The sequence below is a fragment of the Ruminococcus sp. AM43-6 genome (genome assembly GCF_003461785.1).
GTDB lineage: Bacteria > Bacillota > Clostridia > Oscillospirales > Ruminococcaceae > Hominimerdicola > Hominimerdicola aceti.
The window spans coordinates 1-16,212 of record NZ_QTXU01000039.1 but is presented as its reverse complement, the minus strand read 5'-3'; the positions used below and the strand labels follow the sequence as shown (position 1 = coordinate 16,212).

General features: G+C 44.1%; 13 protein-coding genes and 1 pseudogene. 6 read left to right on the top strand and 8 right to left on the bottom strand.

Translation table 11 applies throughout. From position 1 onward, the window contains the following. Positions 1-198 precede the first annotated feature (198 nt). Complete coding sequence (gene nadA / locus DW938_RS13415) at positions 199-1,122, top strand: quinolinate synthase NadA (RefSeq protein ID WP_118125397.1); 924 nt, start codon at positions 199-201, stop codon at positions 1,120-1,122. Positions 1,123-1,126: 4 nt separating this feature from the next. Then, positions 1,127-1,561, top strand: a complete 435-nt coding sequence (locus DW938_RS13410) for a GNAT family N-acetyltransferase (RefSeq protein WP_118125395.1) — start codon at positions 1,127-1,129, stop codon at positions 1,559-1,561. 309 nt (positions 1,562-1,870) lie between these two features. On the opposite strand, the gene DW938_RS13405 is transcribed toward DW938_RS13410, so the two are convergent. Then, positions 1,871-3,025 carry a glycoside hydrolase family 5 protein gene (locus DW938_RS13405; protein ID WP_118125393.1) on the bottom strand — a complete coding sequence of 385 codons (1,155 nt, stop codon included), beginning with the start codon at positions 3,023-3,025 and terminating at the stop codon, positions 1,871-1,873. Between the two features lie 235 nt (positions 3,026-3,260). On the opposite strand from DW938_RS13405, the gene DW938_RS13400 reads away from it, so the two are divergent. Further along, positions 3,261-3,803 carry a hypothetical protein gene (locus tag DW938_RS13400; protein WP_117877347.1) on the top strand — a complete coding sequence of 181 codons (543 nt, stop codon included), beginning with the start codon at positions 3,261-3,263 and terminating at the stop codon, positions 3,801-3,803. A 47-nt stretch (positions 3,804-3,850) separates the two neighbouring features. Here the strand turns inward: DW938_RS13400 and DW938_RS13395 are convergent, their stop codons facing one another. From DW938_RS13395 to DW938_RS13365, 7 genes are all read right to left on the bottom strand, one after another. After that, the gene (locus DW938_RS13395) at positions 3,851-4,549 is read right to left on the bottom strand and encodes a PHP domain-containing protein (RefSeq protein WP_118125391.1); all 699 of its coding nucleotides are present in this window, start codon (positions 4,547-4,549) and stop codon (positions 3,851-3,853) included. Beyond that, the gene (locus DW938_RS13390; RefSeq protein WP_117877351.1) at positions 4,549-5,718 is read right to left on the bottom strand and encodes an AGE family epimerase/isomerase; all 1,170 of its coding nucleotides are present in this window, start codon (positions 5,716-5,718) and stop codon (positions 4,549-4,551) included. The genes DW938_RS13395 and DW938_RS13390 overlap by 1 nt, the downstream gene beginning before the upstream one ends. Before the next feature lie 64 nt (positions 5,719-5,782). Then, on the bottom strand, positions 5,783-7,045 hold the full coding sequence (locus tag DW938_RS13385) for a DUF1015 domain-containing protein (RefSeq protein WP_117877353.1): 1,263 nt from the start codon (positions 7,043-7,045) through the stop codon (positions 5,783-5,785). Positions 7,046-7,113: 68 nt separating this feature from the next. Further along, complete coding sequence (secA, locus tag DW938_RS13380) at positions 7,114-9,879, bottom strand: preprotein translocase subunit SecA (protein ID WP_118125389.1); 2,766 nt, start codon at positions 9,877-9,879, stop codon at positions 7,114-7,116. 186 nt (positions 9,880-10,065) lie between these two features. Further along, positions 10,066-10,785: an N-acetylmuramoyl-L-alanine amidase gene (locus DW938_RS13375; protein ID WP_118125388.1), complete on the bottom strand. Its 720-nt coding sequence runs from the start codon at positions 10,783-10,785 to the stop codon at positions 10,066-10,068. 174 nt (positions 10,786-10,959) lie between these two features. Further along, positions 10,960-12,513, bottom strand: coding sequence for an NPXTG-anchored protein (locus tag DW938_RS14690; RefSeq protein ID WP_147342399.1), 1,554 nt, complete (start codon positions 12,511-12,513; stop codon positions 10,960-10,962). A gap of 195 nt (positions 12,514-12,708) precedes the next feature. Beyond that, a complete protein-coding gene (locus DW938_RS13365) occupies positions 12,709-14,304 on the bottom strand; it encodes a peptide chain release factor 3 (protein ID WP_118125386.1) in 1,596 nt (531 codons plus the stop codon). 828 nt (positions 14,305-15,132) lie between these two features. Between DW938_RS13365 and DW938_RS13360 the strand changes: the two genes are divergently transcribed. The 3 genes and pseudogenes from DW938_RS13360 to DW938_RS13350 form a co-directional block, all read left to right on the top strand. After that, entirely contained in the window at positions 15,133-15,660 is a 528-nt protein-coding gene (locus DW938_RS13360) for a nitroreductase (protein WP_117863428.1), read from the top strand. Continuing rightward, entirely contained in the window at positions 15,639-15,824 is a 186-nt protein-coding gene (locus DW938_RS15200; RefSeq protein WP_242992558.1) for a S24 family peptidase, read from the top strand. Before DW938_RS13360 ends, DW938_RS15200 begins: the two co-directional genes overlap by 22 nt. Before the next feature lie 83 nt (positions 15,825-15,907). Next, positions 15,908-16,105: pseudogene (locus tag DW938_RS13350) on the top strand (helix-turn-helix transcriptional regulator); the annotation flags it as partial. Positions 16,106-16,212: the final 107 nt, after the last annotated feature.

The following is a 16,212-nucleotide window of genomic DNA, read 5'->3' as shown; positions in this document are numbered from 1 at the left end:
TTGTCTATCTCTCTTTTCTTTTTTCTTAATTTTGTCCAATATCTATTGTAGCACTACAGTGCATGGCTTGTTCTGGTACAAATGCCCTTGACAAAATGCCTATATCATACTATAATAATATGGTATAAATCTTTCGGCAAACGCCGAAACACCGAAAGGAGGATATGCTTTTCAAAGGTCGAAAGGCATGATCTGGATATGATTAAGGACGTACAGGAAAAAATTCTTCAGTTAAAGAAAGAAAACGATATTTGTATACTTGCGCACAGCTATCAGGCTAAGGAGATAGTAGAGATAGCAGATATTACGGGTGATTCATACAAGCTAAGCGTTGAGGCGCAGAAGGTCTCAAACAAAAACATACTTATGTGCGGAGTGCATTTTATGGCTGAGGCGGCAAAAATGCTCAACCCTGACAAGAACGTATATCTTGCAAATCCATCGGCAGGCTGTCCAATGGCAGAGCAAATGGAACCTGAGATGATAGAAATGATAAAGGCGCAGGAGCCTGACAGAAAGGTAGTATGCTACATAAACACCACAGCCGCACTCAAGAGGGTTTGCGACGTTTGCGTTACTTCCTCGTCTGCGGTGAAGATAGTAAAGAACATGGACGCTGACAAGATACTGTTCATTCCTGACTGCAATCTTGGTGCATTCGTAAAAAAAGCCTGTCCTGAAAAGGATATAATGCTTTTGCAGGGCGGATGTCCTGTTCATGCGTCGGTAACAAAGGCTGACATGATAGCGGCTAAGGAGGCTCACCCTGATGCACTGGTGCTTTGTCACCCTGAGTGTATCCCTGCTGTAAGCGAAATGGCGGACTATGTTGGTTCGACTTCAGGCATAATGAATTTTGCGGCTGAGTCTGACGCAAAGGAGTTCATCATAGGCACCGAGATTTCCATTGCTGAGCATTTGCAGTACAGATTCCCTGAGAAGGAGTTTTACATACTCTCAAAGAAGATACTTTGTCCTAACATGAAGCTCACCACTCTTATGGACGTTTACAAGACTTGTCAGGGTATCGGCAACGGCGGCGGTTTTGAGATAAAAATGACAGACGAGGAGATGACCTCTGCAAGAAAATGTATCGACGAAATGATACGTCTTGGGGGCTGACAGAATGGACGGCTACATCGTAAAGATCGCAAAAGGGATTGCAAACAACGCAGACGCCAGACTCATAAGACAGCAGGTATTCGTTGAGGAGCAGGGCTTTGTGAACGAATTTGACGATATTGACCATGAGGCTTATCATGCTGTTATCTACACAGGAGGATATCCCATTGCAACAGGCAGGCTGTTTGACGAAAATGGTGAAGCACACATTGGACGTATCTGCGTGAGAAAGGCATATCGTGGCAGAGATCTTGGCAGAATGATAGTGGAAGCCCTTGAAAAGCAGGCTGAAAAAGTGGGCTACAAGGAAGTCGGCTTATCGGCGCAAACGAGAGTACAGCAATTTTACGAGAAGCTTGGCTACAGGGCATATGGTGATGTTTACAAGGACGAATATTGTCCGCACATTGCAATGAAAAAGACCCTTTCAGGGGAATAGATATGAAAAAGGACGACTTGGGGTCGTCCTTTTTTTGTGGCGTTTAATGAACAAAACAGTTTGTGATTGAAACGAACGAGAGTGGCGGGACGTCGGGGGCGCCGTCCCCTACACAAAAAAATTGCACCGCTCCCCTACATAAATGTATTGATAAAAAACGATAATAATATAAATTTTTGTAGGGGCGAACAGCGTTCGCCCGTTTACCGCAAGATTGCCCACCGCTCGCAAGATATCAATTCGCCCCACAAAAATTGCACATAATTTGCGCACAAAAAAAGGACGGAATCGCTTCCGTCCTTGATTTTTTTAGCTATTTACTGTTTCCATGATTGCGTCAATTATTTCAGGGAAATACCAGCCGCCCTCGGATCTGTTGAGAAGTCCGAAGTTCTCGCCGTTTCCTATTCTTGTTCCGTTATCCCACCAGCAGCATGGTACGCCATACTGCTTTGCGGTGCTGAGATAATCCTTTACACACTGAACTCTTGCTTCTGTATTATCCTTGTTTACAGAGCCGAACTCACCGATTATTACAGGTATTCCCTTGCTGAGGAACACTTCATCGATATCGGTAAAGAGTGTTGTGATAGAGGAGTCAATGCTTGTATACTGGTCTGTGCCTGCGGTATCAAGTGCAAATGAATATGGTAGATAAGCATGGATAGAAACTATTATCTTATCGTCGCCCTGTGGAACTTCCAAAGCTTCCATGTTTTGTTTTGATGATGAAGCAGCATATGGCGTTACCATTATACATCTGTTAGGGTTGTTTCCACCGGAAGCACGGACAGTTTCAACGAATGCCTTTGCATACTGATTTACGACTTCTCTTGACTCAGCGTCGCCTATCCACTCGTTGCCCTCGCCTCTAAGTCTAGGCTCGTTCACGCCCTCGAAGATCAGGTGCTCGTCATAGCCCTGAAATCTGTCGCATATCTGTTTCCAAAGGGCTTTGAGCTGCTCTATATCCTTATCGGCACGGTCTTTCTTAGGCATATACCACTCTTCGTGGTGGGTGTTGAGGATAACGAACATTCCGTTGTCGATACCGTAATCGACAATTTCCTGAACTCTGTTCATCCATGCTTCGTCAACTGTATAGTTCTCGTCCATGTGAGTACCCCATGAAACAGGAAGTCTGAACACGTTGAAGCCTGCGTCCTTGACCTGGTCTATCATCAATTTTGTGGTTTCCACATTTCCCCATGAGGTTTCAGCGTCAAGACCTGAGCCGCCTGTGGCGTCCATGGTATTGCCAAGATTCCAGCCCACTTTCATCTGAGCCACAAGGTCTTTTGCAGTGGTCACTGTCATAGGGTCATTGGTATGCTTCTGAGTATTTTCTGTAGCTGAAGAATCGTTTTCAGCCTTTGAGGAGCTGTCCGAACTGCCACAGGCTGTCATCATTGATACGCCCATTGCAAGGGAAAGCACTGCCGCAAGTAGTCTTTTGATTTTCATATTTTGGTTTTCCTTTCTCACCATATAAAATAATAACATTTATATTTTAGCTCATTAATGTGGATTTGTCAATAGGAATAATAAAATTAGATAAACGCACAAAGTTCTGTTGAAATGTGACTATATATACAAAATTTGTTTTTTGTTATTCATATTGCACATTGACATTCATGATTACAAAATGTATAATTTAAACATAGGGTATTTAATTTGAAAATTATATGGGGGTACAACTATGAAAGCTAAACACGTTGGCATAATAATATGGGTAGTTATTGCTGCCGCTTTTATATTTTGCTTTTGGTATTTTGGCATAAGACACATTTTTGCTGATAAAGATACATCAGAGGAAGAAGATCTCATAGTGGGCAGCATGGCTGAATGTTCCCACGGAGATGATTTTGTTGAGCCGGTTTTACAAGCTGGCGATTATTACATTGACGGAAACACTGACAATAACGTATTCTATATTCACATCGGTGATGATGAGACATACAATGTTTGTGGAGATGTTGAAAAATATATTGATTCTTTTGCAACATTTTTTGATGACAATTTGAAAGCTGAATCCATTGAACAGTACAGCAAACCGATGCGATATAGGATCATGACCTATCATGAAGCCGGGGACAGAACACTTATACAGCTTGAACAAAAAACCGAAAATGGTATAGAATTTTCTACAGGTCCAAGTTACATAAGCGAAACTTCCTTTAAAGACGGCGACAACATCTACAAACTTGTGACGGAAAGCACAAGTTCAGATTTAGATAATTAAACAAAAACAGGCAGCACCTATCTTGGTACTGCCTGTTATCTTTTTATCTATCCCTCCGCAGGCTTTGGCGGCACTATGGCCTCCAACTTGCCCTCTCTAAGCGAGGTGATATAATCTTCTATGGAATTGATAGGCTCGTCAGTTGCAACGCCGCTGATACGGCTGTCCTCTACCCACAGGTGGTGATTATCCGTACCGCCCGTCTGTGCAAAGCCGAACTGCTCGGCATACCATTTTGCACGCTGATTATAGACCTCTTTGCCGTTGCCGCTGTTGTATACCTCTACTCCGTCTATCCATTTCGGCAGGAGCTTTATTTCATGGATATACCAATCTGCTTCACGGAAAGGGTGGGCATGGACTAGCACGCCCCCTGCTTTATGCACTCTGTCAGCAAACTGATAGAAGCTTATGTCGATAAGGTTATCGTTAGCAAGGAGGAAGTCCTTGTCGATACCATATGTCAAAATGTCTGCGCCAAAGTAGGAATACTCCAGACCGAAAAAGACTTTCAGACCTATCTTGTCACCCACTTCTTTGGCGTTCTCATAGCCCTTGCAGAACTTGTTCACTCTGTCCTCCCAACTGTCGAAGTTGGTGACGGCACAGTTTCCGTTAAAAAAGTGATCGGTGACGATGATCCCGTCATAGCCTAGGGCTTTATAACGCCTTGCCTGCTCTGCTCCGCTTGCAGAGGCACAGCCGCTTCCCTCGGCGGTATGCAGGTGTGTTTCATACTTGAACATCAGAAGTCCACGCCTCTGTTGATGACCTCCATGCACATTCTGCCGTTATGATATGGGCATTTCCATGGACCTACTATCTCTTTCCAATCATGTGGTTTATGGTCATAGGAAACCTCGGAATACCACTCTGAGCCTTCTCTCTTGTCGATCATCTCAGCCTTGATATACTCCCACACACTTCTTGCACTTTCAAGGAACTTCTTTTCTCCGCTGTGCTGATAAGCATTGATGAAGCCAACAACAGACTCTGCCTCTACCCACCATACACGCTTCTTGTCTATCTTATCGTTCTCACGCTCGTTGTTCAGTGCGCCGTTATCCAAAGCGATGTTCTGGATATTATGAGAGATCTTAAGATCCATTTCGGCAAACTGCTTTTTAAGCTCCTCGTCCCCAAGAGTATCGCAGGCAAGATCCATGAGCCATGTTGCTTCGATATCATGACCAAATGAATGAATATCTCCCACAAGGTCGAACTTTGTGTCAAAGAAAACTTTCAGTGCGTTTGTTTCAGGAGTATAAACAATATCTCTCATCTGACCAAGCTGGAATTTAAGCCTTTTAGCAACTTCCTCGTTGTGGTCTGCCTTATAAAGCTCGGTATAAGCTTCGATAAGGTGGAGGATAGCGTTCATGGTCTTATCAGCATGCAAGCCATTCTCAGAAAGAGCGTCATTTGATACCAGGTTCCACTGTCTGTCAAAAGCTTCTCTGTAGCCGTACTCATCGAGAGTGTTGTTCTCGATGTCGTGGAAAAGCTTATAGGCAAGCTCCAGAGCTTCCTTATCTCCGCTTGCGTTATAGTAGCATGACAATGCATAGATAGCAAATGCGATGTTGTATGTATGCTTCATAGTGTCGGCAGGCTCGCCCTTATAGTTCATCATCCAATAAACTCCGCCGTACTCATAGTCGATACAGTGGTTTTTGATAAACTCGTAAGCGTGGCGTGCGTTGTCAAGAAGTGTCTTGTCGCCCAGAGTGATATACGCTTTTGAATAGAACCAAAGTATTCTTGCGTGGAGGATAACGCCCTTATCAGCCTGCTTATCCAGCTTGAGGTCATAGCTCATAAAGCCGTAAAATCCACCGTTCTCATCATCTCTCAGCTTATTCCAGAAGGGAATGATATGTCCTGTAAGTTCCTTTTTGACTTCTTCAATTATCATCGTAAAAACTCCTTTTAAAATATATTGTCTACGATTTTTCTATTTCAACATTTCTTTAATATTTCTATTTCAATATTTTCCTTGCCTCAACATAAAATCTCTTATCCTCGGCATGACCCATGGAGAACGTTTTTCTCGGCAGTGCACCGTCAACGATAACAGTCGGGAAAAGCTCTTCCTTACCCATGTCAGGGAGCATAAAGCCTATGGAATTTTCCTTTGCGGAAAGCTCTCTTATGACCTCTGCACCGTGGATATAGTCCACCTTGCCGCCTTTTTCCTTGATATAGCTGTCAAGGAAATTCTGCAATGAGCCGACAGTGAGCTTTGAAGTCGGCTTATGTATATAGAGAGTCTTTTCCTCGCCATTGTCGCAGACAACTATTGCCTGCTCTGACTTTTCCTCAGAAAGCTCCAGAGCCGCTGTCATTTCGCTCATAAGAGTCTTTGTATCAACGTCTGTAACTATTCTATGGATAGCTTCAAATTCAAGTGCAGGCGAATGGAGATTAACTATCTCCACAAGGGCATATCTGCAAAGAGCATTGCTCATGTCCTTATCAGGGTTCTCTCTCTTCTGCTCCTCGTAAAATTCCTTTGCAGTAGCGAGAGAATGGTTGCCGTCACCCATTGCGTAAACGAGAGGTGAAGTTTCCTTAAGACCATACTTTGTATTGAAAGCGTTGATATCACCAAGCTTTTCAAGTGCGGCTATTATCTTTTCCTGCATAGGCTTTTCAATAAGATAGCCTGCGATATGACCACCCTTTTTCATAAGGTCAAAGTCATAGAGCTTTTTCATTTCTCCCTTGTGGGCTTCAAGCGGCTCAACAACGCTTTTTTCTGTATCGTCAACGAGTATCATGATATGCGGCAGCTCAACAGGTGCGCCACGTCTTACCTTTATTCTAGGCGGTATTCTCTCCACAACTGTGGCTTCTGTTGCTCTTACGGCAGACTTCGAGCCTTTGCGGTAGTCATACTCTTCAAGGTCGATAGCGCCAACGATGCCTGCTCTGACCTTTCCGTCAGACTGTGTTCTTTCAACGTATATCATAGCGTCCTTATACTCTTCAAAAACGCCCTCGCTGATATAGCTGTCCATATTCTTATGTATGTCGGCTATTCTTTCATCAACGTTATCGTCCTCCAGATAGACCTCAGGCAGGATAAGGTTAAGTGCGCTTTTTGCACCCTCTGTTATCTTTTCCACGTCAGCCCAATACTCAGGCTCAGAGGTATACTGGTCGCAGGCAACTACTGCCCATTTTGACATATCGGCGTTCTTAGGCAGAAGTATATCTGCGCTTTTAAATGCTGTTGACATTTCACTACACTCCTATTATTCTTATATCCAAAACAGGACGGCTGTTTTCACCGTCCTGCATATTGTTTTTATTCCTCAGAGCTATTCTCTGCCTGCTCGGCTTCGTCAGCCTGTACACCGTTTCCGGCACCGCAGCAGTTCTTATACTTCTTGCCGCTTCCGCATGGGCAAAGATCGTTCCTGCCCGGCTTCTTAGCCTTTCTTACGGTCATGTTATGATGCTCGCCCGGCTTGAGAACGTCCTCTCTCTTTGGAGCGGCGCTGTTCTTCCTTACCTGAATGGTGAACAACATTCTTACAGTGTCCTCACGGATAGAAGCTACCATATCGTCGAACATATCCATACCTTCCATACGATACTCGACTACTGGGTTCTTCTGACCGTATGAACGCAGACCGATACCCTTTTTCAGCTCGTCCATATCGTCGATATGTGCCATCCACTTTGTATCGACAACTTTAAGCAAAACGACTCTCTCTATCTCATGGAGAAGTTCCTGACCCAAGTCTTCCTCACGCTTTGCGTATATCTTCAAAGCTCTGTCTTCAAGGAGGTCGATTATATCCTGCTTTGATATCTCGTCAAGCTCCTGCGGGGTATAATTGAAGTCGTCCTCAACGGTGATTATACCCATAAGTCTTTCTTTAAGACCCTGCAAATTCCAATTATCCTGAACGTCCTCGTCAGTGATATACATATTTACAGAATCCTCAACAAACTCCTTTATCATGCCGAGAATGTTGTCATGGAGATCCTCTCCGTCAAGCACCTGCTGTCTTTGCTTATAGATTATCTCACGCTGTGTGTTCATAACGTCGTCGTAATTAAGGACGTTCTTTCTGATGTTGAAGTTTCTGCCCTCTATCTTCTTCTGTGAGGACTCGATAACGCCTGTGAGCATTTTTGACTGTATTGGAGTATTCTCGTCAACTTTGAGAGTGTCCATCATGGCTGTTATTCTCTCGCCGCCGAAAATTCTCATAAGGTCGTCTTCAAGGGAAAGGAAGAATGTGCTTTCGCCCGGGTCGCCCTGACGACCTGAACGTCCTCTCAGCTGATTGTCGATACGTCTTGACTCGTGTCTTTCTGTACCGATGATATAAAGTCCGCCTGCTTCTCTAACCTTTTCTGCAAGCTCCTTTACCTCGTCAGAATACTTTGCATAGAGCTTCTTATACTCTGCTCTCGCAGCCAGAACTTCCTCGTCCTGAGTATTTGAGAAACCTGCTGCCTCGACAGCGACTTCCTCAGAATAGCCCATTTTCTGGAGGTCTGCAAGGGATTTATACTCAGCATTACCGCCGAGCATGATATCAGTACCACGTCCTGCCATGTTGGTAGCGATAGTAACAGCACCGTATTTACCTGCCTGTGCAACTATCATAGCCTCACGGTCATGGTGCTTGGCGTTAAGCACTTCATGCTTGATGCCCTTATTTTTCAGCAGTCTTGAAAGATACTCTGACTTCTCAACGGAAACTGTACCAACAAGAACAGGCTGTCCCTTTTTATGGCACTCTATCACCTGCTCGATAACGGCATTGAATTTGCCCTTTTCTGTTTTGAAAACAACGTCCGGGTGGTCAATTCTGATAACAGGCTTGTTTGTTGGTATCTCGATAACGTCGAGCTTATAGATCTCTCTGAACTCGTCCTCCTCAGTAATGGCAGTACCTGTCATACCTGACAGCTTGCCATACAGACGGAAGTAGTTCTGATATGTGATAGTAGCGATAGTCTTTGACTCTCTTGCTATCTCAACGCCCTCTTTTGCTTCGATAGCCTGATGCAGACCGTCATTGAAACGTCTGCCCTGCATGATACGGCCTGTGAACTCGTCTACGATAAGAACTTCTCCGTCCTTAACAACGTAGTCGATATCCTTTTTCATAACGCCGTTTGCCTTGATAGCCTGATTGATGTGGTGGGCAAGAGTCATATTATCAGCGTCCATAAGGTTTATAACGTTGAACGCCTTTTCTGCTTTCTTAACACCGCTCTTTGTAAGAGTTGCTGTCTTAGCCTTTTCGTCGATGATATAATCGCCGTCCAGAAGGTCGTTATCTGCCTTATCGTCCATTTCAACAACTGTAACAGGCTTCAAGGTCTTTGCAAATCTGTCGGCAAGTGAATAAAGCTTTGTTGACTTGTCGCCCTGACCTGAAATGATAAGCGGAGTTCTTGCTTCGTCTATGAGGATAGAGTCCACCTCGTCCACGATAGCGAAAGCGTGCTCTCTCTGAACCTTATCTTTCTTATAGATAACCATGTTGTCACGGAGGTAATCAAATCCGAACTCGTTATTTGTACCATATGTAATATCAGCGTTATAAGCTTCCCTCTTCTGCTCCTTGTTCATGCCCGTAAGCACAACGCCGATAGAAGTGTTCAGGAAGTGGAACACCTTGCCCATTTCCTCAGACTGGAACTTAGCAAGATAGTCATTTACAGTTACAACGTGAACGCCCTTTCCTGTAAGGGAGTTAGCATAAGCCGCCAGACAGGCAACGAGAGTTTTACCTTCACCTGTTTTCATTTCGGCGATACGTCCCTGATGAAGAACGATAGCACCGATTATCTGAACAGGGTAAGGCTTTTTGCCAAGCACTCTGAACGCAGCTTCACGGCAAACCGCAAGAGCGTCAGGAAGAACGTCATCAAGAGTTGAAAGCTCGTCCAGCCTGCCCCTCAGAATGGCAGTCTGTCCGCCCAGCTCCTCGTCAGACATATCGGCATACTTACTTTCAAGCTCGAGTACCTTATTCTTTATAGGCTCGATCTTGGCAAGCTCTTTTTTAGAATAGTTGCCGAATATTTTATCAAATAATCCCATGTTTCAATCCACCTTTATTTATTCTCCTGCCAGAATTTATGGCAGGAAAAAGTTAAAAAATATACTATGCTATAAATACACTATTATATTATACAATATCCCCTTTTAAAAGTCAAGCAATTTATGTAACGTTTTACAAACAAAAAACGACGGACAGTGTTTTCTCACTGCCGCCGCACCAATGGACTATTTCTGCATTAGCCTGTATTCGCTGATACCTGTCAGCACTGTAAACGCCACCTGACGCTGATAGTCCTCATTCTCCAATTTCTGAGCCTCCTCAGGGTTTGAAAGAAAACCGCACTCTATCATAACCGCAGGATTTTTGGTATTATTAAGTAGATAAAGCTCGTCGCCTACCGGTTTAGTTTCTCTGGTATTGTCAGGCTGTAAAAGGGAAACAAACTGCTTTTGCATCACTCCCGCAAGCTTTTCACCCTCGGCATTGTCTTTAGAATAAAACATCTGCGCACCGCTGTAGCGGCTGTCGGTAAACTGATTTTGGTGTATGGAAACTGATATGCCCTCGGAATATTTCGAGAATATGGCAAGGCGGTTTTTCATATCGGACTTTTTCTGCTCCCCAAGCCCCTCTGTGCCTTTGTCATAAATAGAGATATCGCTTTCACGGGTGCAAACGACATCATAGCCGAGAAGCTTCAGACCGTCACGGAGGCTTTCCGCCACCGCAAGGTTTATCCCCTTTTCAGGCGTGCCGTCAACGGATACACAGCCTCCGTCCATACCACCGTGACCTGGGTCGATGACCACCACAGGCTTATCCATGGTCGTTTTCACCGTCCCTCCTGTCATGACAGCTTCGCCGTTGTTTTTGCCATACCAGCACACTGCCGCAAAGCCTGCTATCACCACACAGCACAAAATATTCTGCAATCTTCTGAACATATATCCGCCCTCCTAGTTTTTGTCCTTTGTACAAGTTATGCGGACAAAGGACGGCTTATGCAAAAAAAATCACCGCACCACGAGAGGGTACGGTGATAAAATATTCAGCACGCATATAATATGCCAATATACGGGTGAACGCTGTTCACCTCTGCATATATTAGGCTGAAAAGACTATTTCTTTTTACGCTTTGCACATATCGCCAAACCTGCTCCAGCGGCTATTATTGCGGCTGTAACGCCTGCCGCCGCACCTGTTGACGGATTTGTTGACGAATCGGTATTATAATTCTTTGAAGCCTGAGAGCCTGCTGTTTTGTCAGGGTTAGAGATATCATTTGAAGTGTTCTTCTTTTCTTCATATGTAAAGCTTGCTCCGCCCACAACGTCCCCAAGCTTATAATCGTCATATGACTCTGCAAGGGTGCCTTCATTATTAGGGACTTTGTTTTCGCCCATGGTGCTTATTGTTACAGAAAGCTCATCATAGTCGCTGTTAAGCTTTGCAAGATACGCCTGAAACTCCTCTGATGTGGCTTCCTTTCCCTCAATGGTGTATGAAGTCACGCCTTTTTTGCTGTCATATTCTGCGGTGCAGATATCAGCGGTGAGACATTCACCAAGACAGCTAAAAAGCTTTCTCACTGCGTAATGCTCCTTGCCGTCCTCTGCATATCTATCCTCTGAGAGGTATGTTTTTTCGCCAGTCTGCTTGTTTACATAAGGCTTGAATCCGAAGCCGTTCTCACCGTCGCCATGGTCGTTCGACACATTGGTATCCGCCAAAAAGCCTGCATTGCCCATACCGATAACGTCATAAAGCCTTAAAGCAGTACCTTCATCTAAGAGGTCTGCAATACCGCCGATAACAAAGTCAGGAACGCCGTCAAAGTTTAAATCCTCAAACCAACTGTTATAGTTCCAATCAACATCACTAGCAATTTCATAAGGAGCGTCAGCCATTATCTCTTTAAGAAGATCGAGCATCTCGACTATTACGCTTGTCATATCGTCCTTTTTGTTCTCCGCCGTCATGACAACGCAGTTATACTCGTTATACATTTCCAGAAGCTTATCAGCGTCAGCCTTTGCAGTTTCATCTGATGTCAGCTCTGTATTTTCCACTTCAAGAGGGATAAATCTGCTGAGGGTGGACTTATAGTTATAATACTCGCTCTCGCTGACCTCTTTGCCGTCTGTTTTGTAAACAGTGCTGTCAGTTTCCAAATCGTATTCTTCCGAGCAAAGCTCCTTTTCAGTAACGCCTTTTTCAGGGTCAAAGGTCATAGTTTTTATCTTATCGTTACTTGAAAAATATGATACCTCCCCTGTATAAAGATCTCTGTAAGGCATATAATCAAAGCCCATAAATCCCGGAAAATACTGTCCGTTTGCGACAGTGTCGTCTATCTTTATCTCCTTGCCGTCCTTGGTAAGAATAGAATAATGTCTGTCGCCGTCAGCCATTTCGCCGCCTATTATAAACTCAGGCACACCGTCATAATCCAGATCCATGAACCATGAGCCATAGTCGAAGTAGGTTTTATCGCCGTCTGCAACACTGTCCATACTCTTTAAAATATCAGGCAGCTTGCCGTCTATGAAATTGACGAAGTCTTCTCCTGCGTCCTTATCAAGAACATAGGAAGCGTCTGCCGAAGCTGTAGTGAACATCATGCTCGCTGACATAATGACTGCAATTGCCGCCGCACTTATCTTTTTTATCATACATATCACCCCACAAAAATAGTTTTCATACATATACCTACTTAATATTTCATACATATACCTACTTAATATTTCATACATATATCTACTTAATATATAACATATATCAAATAAAAAGTCAAGAAAAAAACTGACCAAAGCACACACTTTGGTCAGTTTATCACTTTTTAGAAAAGGGTATTTAGCAATGTTGTATTATTGCAGGTCACCTCTGTTAAATTCTGAAAGCTCAAGACCCTCGTTTCTTTCAAGCGCCCAGCGGATATTCCACTCGCTTGTGAAAAGAAGCAGATAGTTGTCACGGAAGTCCTTGACAAGCTTTGTGTCACTTGAAAGCTTCAATGTCTTAGGGTCGATATCCTTGTTATCTATCCAGCGGATATAAGAATAAGGCAGACCCTCTTTGAAGAGGTCAACGTTGTACTCATTTTTCATTCTGTATTCAAAAACTTCAAGCTGAAGAACGCCCACAACGCCCACAATAACTTCTTCCATACCGCTGTCAGGCTCATGGAATATCTGTATCGCACCCTCTTGTGCGATCTGTGTTGTACCCTTTACGAACTGCTTTCTCTTGAGGGTATCCTTCTGACGGACTCTCATAAAATGCTCAGGTGCAAAGGTCGGGATAGACTCGAACTCGAACTTTTTCTTTGGCGAGCAGATCGTATCACCGATAGCGAAGATACCCGGGTCAAACACACCGATTATATCTCCTGCATAGGCTTCGTCGATTATCTCTCTTTCCTGAGCCATTATCTGCTGAGGCTGAGAAAGTCTGAGCTTTTTATTGCCCTGAACGTGGAGAACTTCCATATCCTTATCGAACTTGCCTGAGCAGATACGCAGGAAAGTGATACGGTCACGGTGAGCCTTGTTCATATTAGCTTGTATCTTGAATACGAAAGCCGAGAACTCAGGGTCGAACGGATCTATGATACCGGCAGAGGAATTTCTCGGAGTAGGAGAAGTTGTCATTTCCAGGAAGTTTTCCAAAAACGGCTCAACGCCGAAGTTTGTAAGAGCAGAGCCAAAGAACACAGGCGAAAGCTCACCCTTTCTCACCTTTTCGATATCGAACTCATAGCTTGCGCCATCGAGAAGCTCGATATCATCGCAGAGAGTTGAGTGGAGATCCTCTCCGATAAGGCTGTCAAGTGACGGGTCGGAGAGGTCGACTTCTGTAGCTGCCACCTGATGCTGTCCACCGCTTGCCTCAAAAGAGATTATATGCTTTTTATCTCTGTCATAAACGCCCTTAAACTCTTTGCCTGAGCCGATAGGCCAGTTCACAGGATAGGTCTGGATACCAAGCTCAGACTCTATCTGCTCCATAAGATCGAAAGGATTTCTGGACTCACGATCCATTTTATTTATGAAAGTAAATATAGGGATATGGCGCATAACGCAGACCTTGAAAAGCTTTCTGGTCTGATTTTCCACACCCTTTGAAGCGTCTATTACCATTACGGCTGAGTCTGCAGCCATAAGAGTACGGTAGGTATCCTCAGAGAAGTCCTGATGTCCGGGAGTATCCAGGATATTTATACAATAATTTTTATACTGAAACTGCATAACAGAAGAAGTAACAGAGATACCTCTTTGTTTTTCTATTTCCATCCAGTCTGAAACAGCATGGCGGGAGTTCTTTTTACCTTTTACAGCACCTGCCTGTGCTATCGCACCACCATAGAGCAGAAATTTTTCCGTAAGAGTTGTTTTACCTGCGTCAGGGTGGGAGATTATCGCAAAAGTACGGCGGCGTTTGATCTCATCTTCAAGCTTACCCAAAATTATTCCTCCATATTTCATTGCATTTTTAAACATACCTTGTTAGTATAACACAGTATCGTTTAAATTGCAAGAGATTTTTTATGAAGAAAGCGGCGTTTGTAGAATGAGGAGTGAGGAATGAGGAATGAGGAATTATGGTATCGCCTGTCGGCGATAAATTTTTTGTAGAGGCGAACGCTGTTCGCCTGCTTCTTGTTTGCCCATACATTCCTGCGATATCCACACATTATTTATGTTTTCACAAACCATGTAGGGGACGCTACTTTGCCGTGCCGCAAAATCGCTTCGCTCTTTGCGGATTTTACGTTGTGCAGGAAACAACAAAAGCGGTGCAGGTCTTATTCTTCGATACTTATTTGTTTAGTGATTTAGTTTGTATTTCTTCTTTTCACCTCTGCACCACGTTTCGGACGAGCTGATAAAGGCGTTTGAAGATTTAGTTTGTATTTCTTCTTTTCACCTCTGCACCGCTTAATCGGCTTGCGCCGAATGAGGCTCTGCCTCAAACTCCGCTAGGGACTCTGTCCCTAGACCCTGCAATGGGTTTCACCCCTTGACCCTGACCAGGGGCGTGCCCCTGGACCTTTTGCTCGCTTCGCTCGGTGTTGGCTACCCCACTCTGTTCGGCGCTGTCATTCCTCATTCCTCATTCCTCATTCAGCCCCACTCTGTGCGGCTATGTCATTCCTCACTCCTCACTCCTCACTTAAACCGCTCCTCACTTAACTTCGTTCCTCACTTAAACAGCCGTTGACATTCTCCACAAACTATGCTAAAATCAAATTATAAGCAATCAACTATCAAACCTACAAAGGAGGCTGTTTTATGAAAGATCTGCTCGAACTTATGAAAACCAGAAGAAGTGTACGAAAATACAAGCCTGACATGATACCGCAGGACGTTCTCGACCGCATCATAATAGCAGGAACTTATTCCGCCACAGGGAGAAACTTGCAGTCACCTATTATCATTGCTGTCACCAACAAGGAAATGCGTGACAAAATTTCTGAGATGAACAGAAAGATAGGCGGCTGGGCTGAGGGCTTCGACCCGTTCTATGGTGCGCCTGTTATTCTTATCGTACTAGCTGACAAATCCTGCCCGACTTACATTTATGACGGAAGTCTTGTTATGGGCAATCTTATGCTTGCCGCTCACAACGAGGGCGTTGGAAGCTGCTGGATACATCGTGCAAAGGAAGAATTTGAGTCCGAAGAAGGCAAGGAGATCCTCCGCAGCCTTGGCATCGAGGGCGAATACGAGGGCATCGGTCACTGCGCACTCGGCTACACTGAGGGTGAATATCCCGAGGGTCACGAGAGAAAAGACAATTGGGTATACTATATCAAATAATTCTGACAAACTATCTTAACAAAAAAACGGAGCGGTCAATCTTCCTTATCTCGCTTAATGAAAAGTATGCACCTATCAAGGTTAGTGAAAATGACCGCTTAGACATATTTGGAAAAGTTCTTGGAAAATTTGATGCTTCTGCTATTACAGGACATTACCGATAAAATTGCAAGTCCTTTTTATCGGACACATCATTTTGCATAATTGACAATAAGAAAATTCTATAGAACTGAAAGAAGGGATTTTTATGGCGGTTACCAATAATATCCGAGAAATCCGAGAACAGCGTGGCATTTTCCAAGATGACCTTGCCGCTGCTATCGGATTCAGCACCAAAACTGTCGGCAGGATAGAACGTGGTGACAGCACCCCTTCTGCCGAGTTTATGCTACGGATTTCTAAATACTCTAATTTATTGGTGGAAGATGTCTTCCATGTAGAAGATTGGCGTTGTAAAAAAACAGCGCTCAAAGAGTCGAGATTTCCTGCTTTCGGGAAATCTCGACTCTTTTTTATGCCAGATCGCAAAAATAACTATTTTGGCTGAATTTT

What these genes read in the sequence shown, in the direction of transcription:
- nadA (WP_118125397.1), top strand. Translation starts at nt 199, where the DNA reads ATGATTAAGGACGTACAGGAAAAAATTCTTCAGTTAAAGAAAGAAAAC.
- DW938_RS13410 (WP_118125395.1), top strand. Translation starts at nt 1,127, where the DNA reads ATGGACGGCTACATCGTAAAGATCGCAAAAGGGATTGCAAACAACGCA.
- DW938_RS13405 (WP_118125393.1), bottom strand. Translation starts at nt 3,025, where the DNA reads ATGAAAATCAAAAGACTACTTGCGGCAGTGCTTTCCCTTGCAATGGGC.
- DW938_RS13400 (WP_117877347.1), top strand. Translation starts at nt 3,261, where the DNA reads ATGAAAGCTAAACACGTTGGCATAATAATATGGGTAGTTATTGCTGCC.
- DW938_RS13395 (WP_118125391.1), bottom strand. Translation starts at nt 4,549, where the DNA reads ATGTTCAAGTATGAAACACACCTGCATACCGCCGAGGGAAGCGGCTGT.
- DW938_RS13390 (WP_117877351.1), bottom strand. Translation starts at nt 5,718, where the DNA reads ATGATAATTGAAGAAGTCAAAAAGGAACTTACAGGACATATCATTCCC.
- DW938_RS13385 (WP_117877353.1), bottom strand. Translation starts at nt 7,045, where the DNA reads ATGTCAACAGCATTTAAAAGCGCAGATATACTTCTGCCTAAGAACGCC.
- secA (WP_118125389.1), bottom strand. Translation starts at nt 9,879, where the DNA reads ATGGGATTATTTGATAAAATATTCGGCAACTATTCTAAAAAAGAGCTT.
- DW938_RS13375 (WP_118125388.1), bottom strand. Translation starts at nt 10,785, where the DNA reads ATGTTCAGAAGATTGCAGAATATTTTGTGCTGTGTGGTGATAGCAGGC.
- DW938_RS14690 (WP_147342399.1), bottom strand. Translation starts at nt 12,513, where the DNA reads ATGATAAAAAAGATAAGTGCGGCGGCAATTGCAGTCATTATGTCAGCG.
- DW938_RS13360 (WP_117863428.1), top strand. Translation starts at nt 15,133, where the DNA reads ATGAAAGATCTGCTCGAACTTATGAAAACCAGAAGAAGTGTACGAAAA.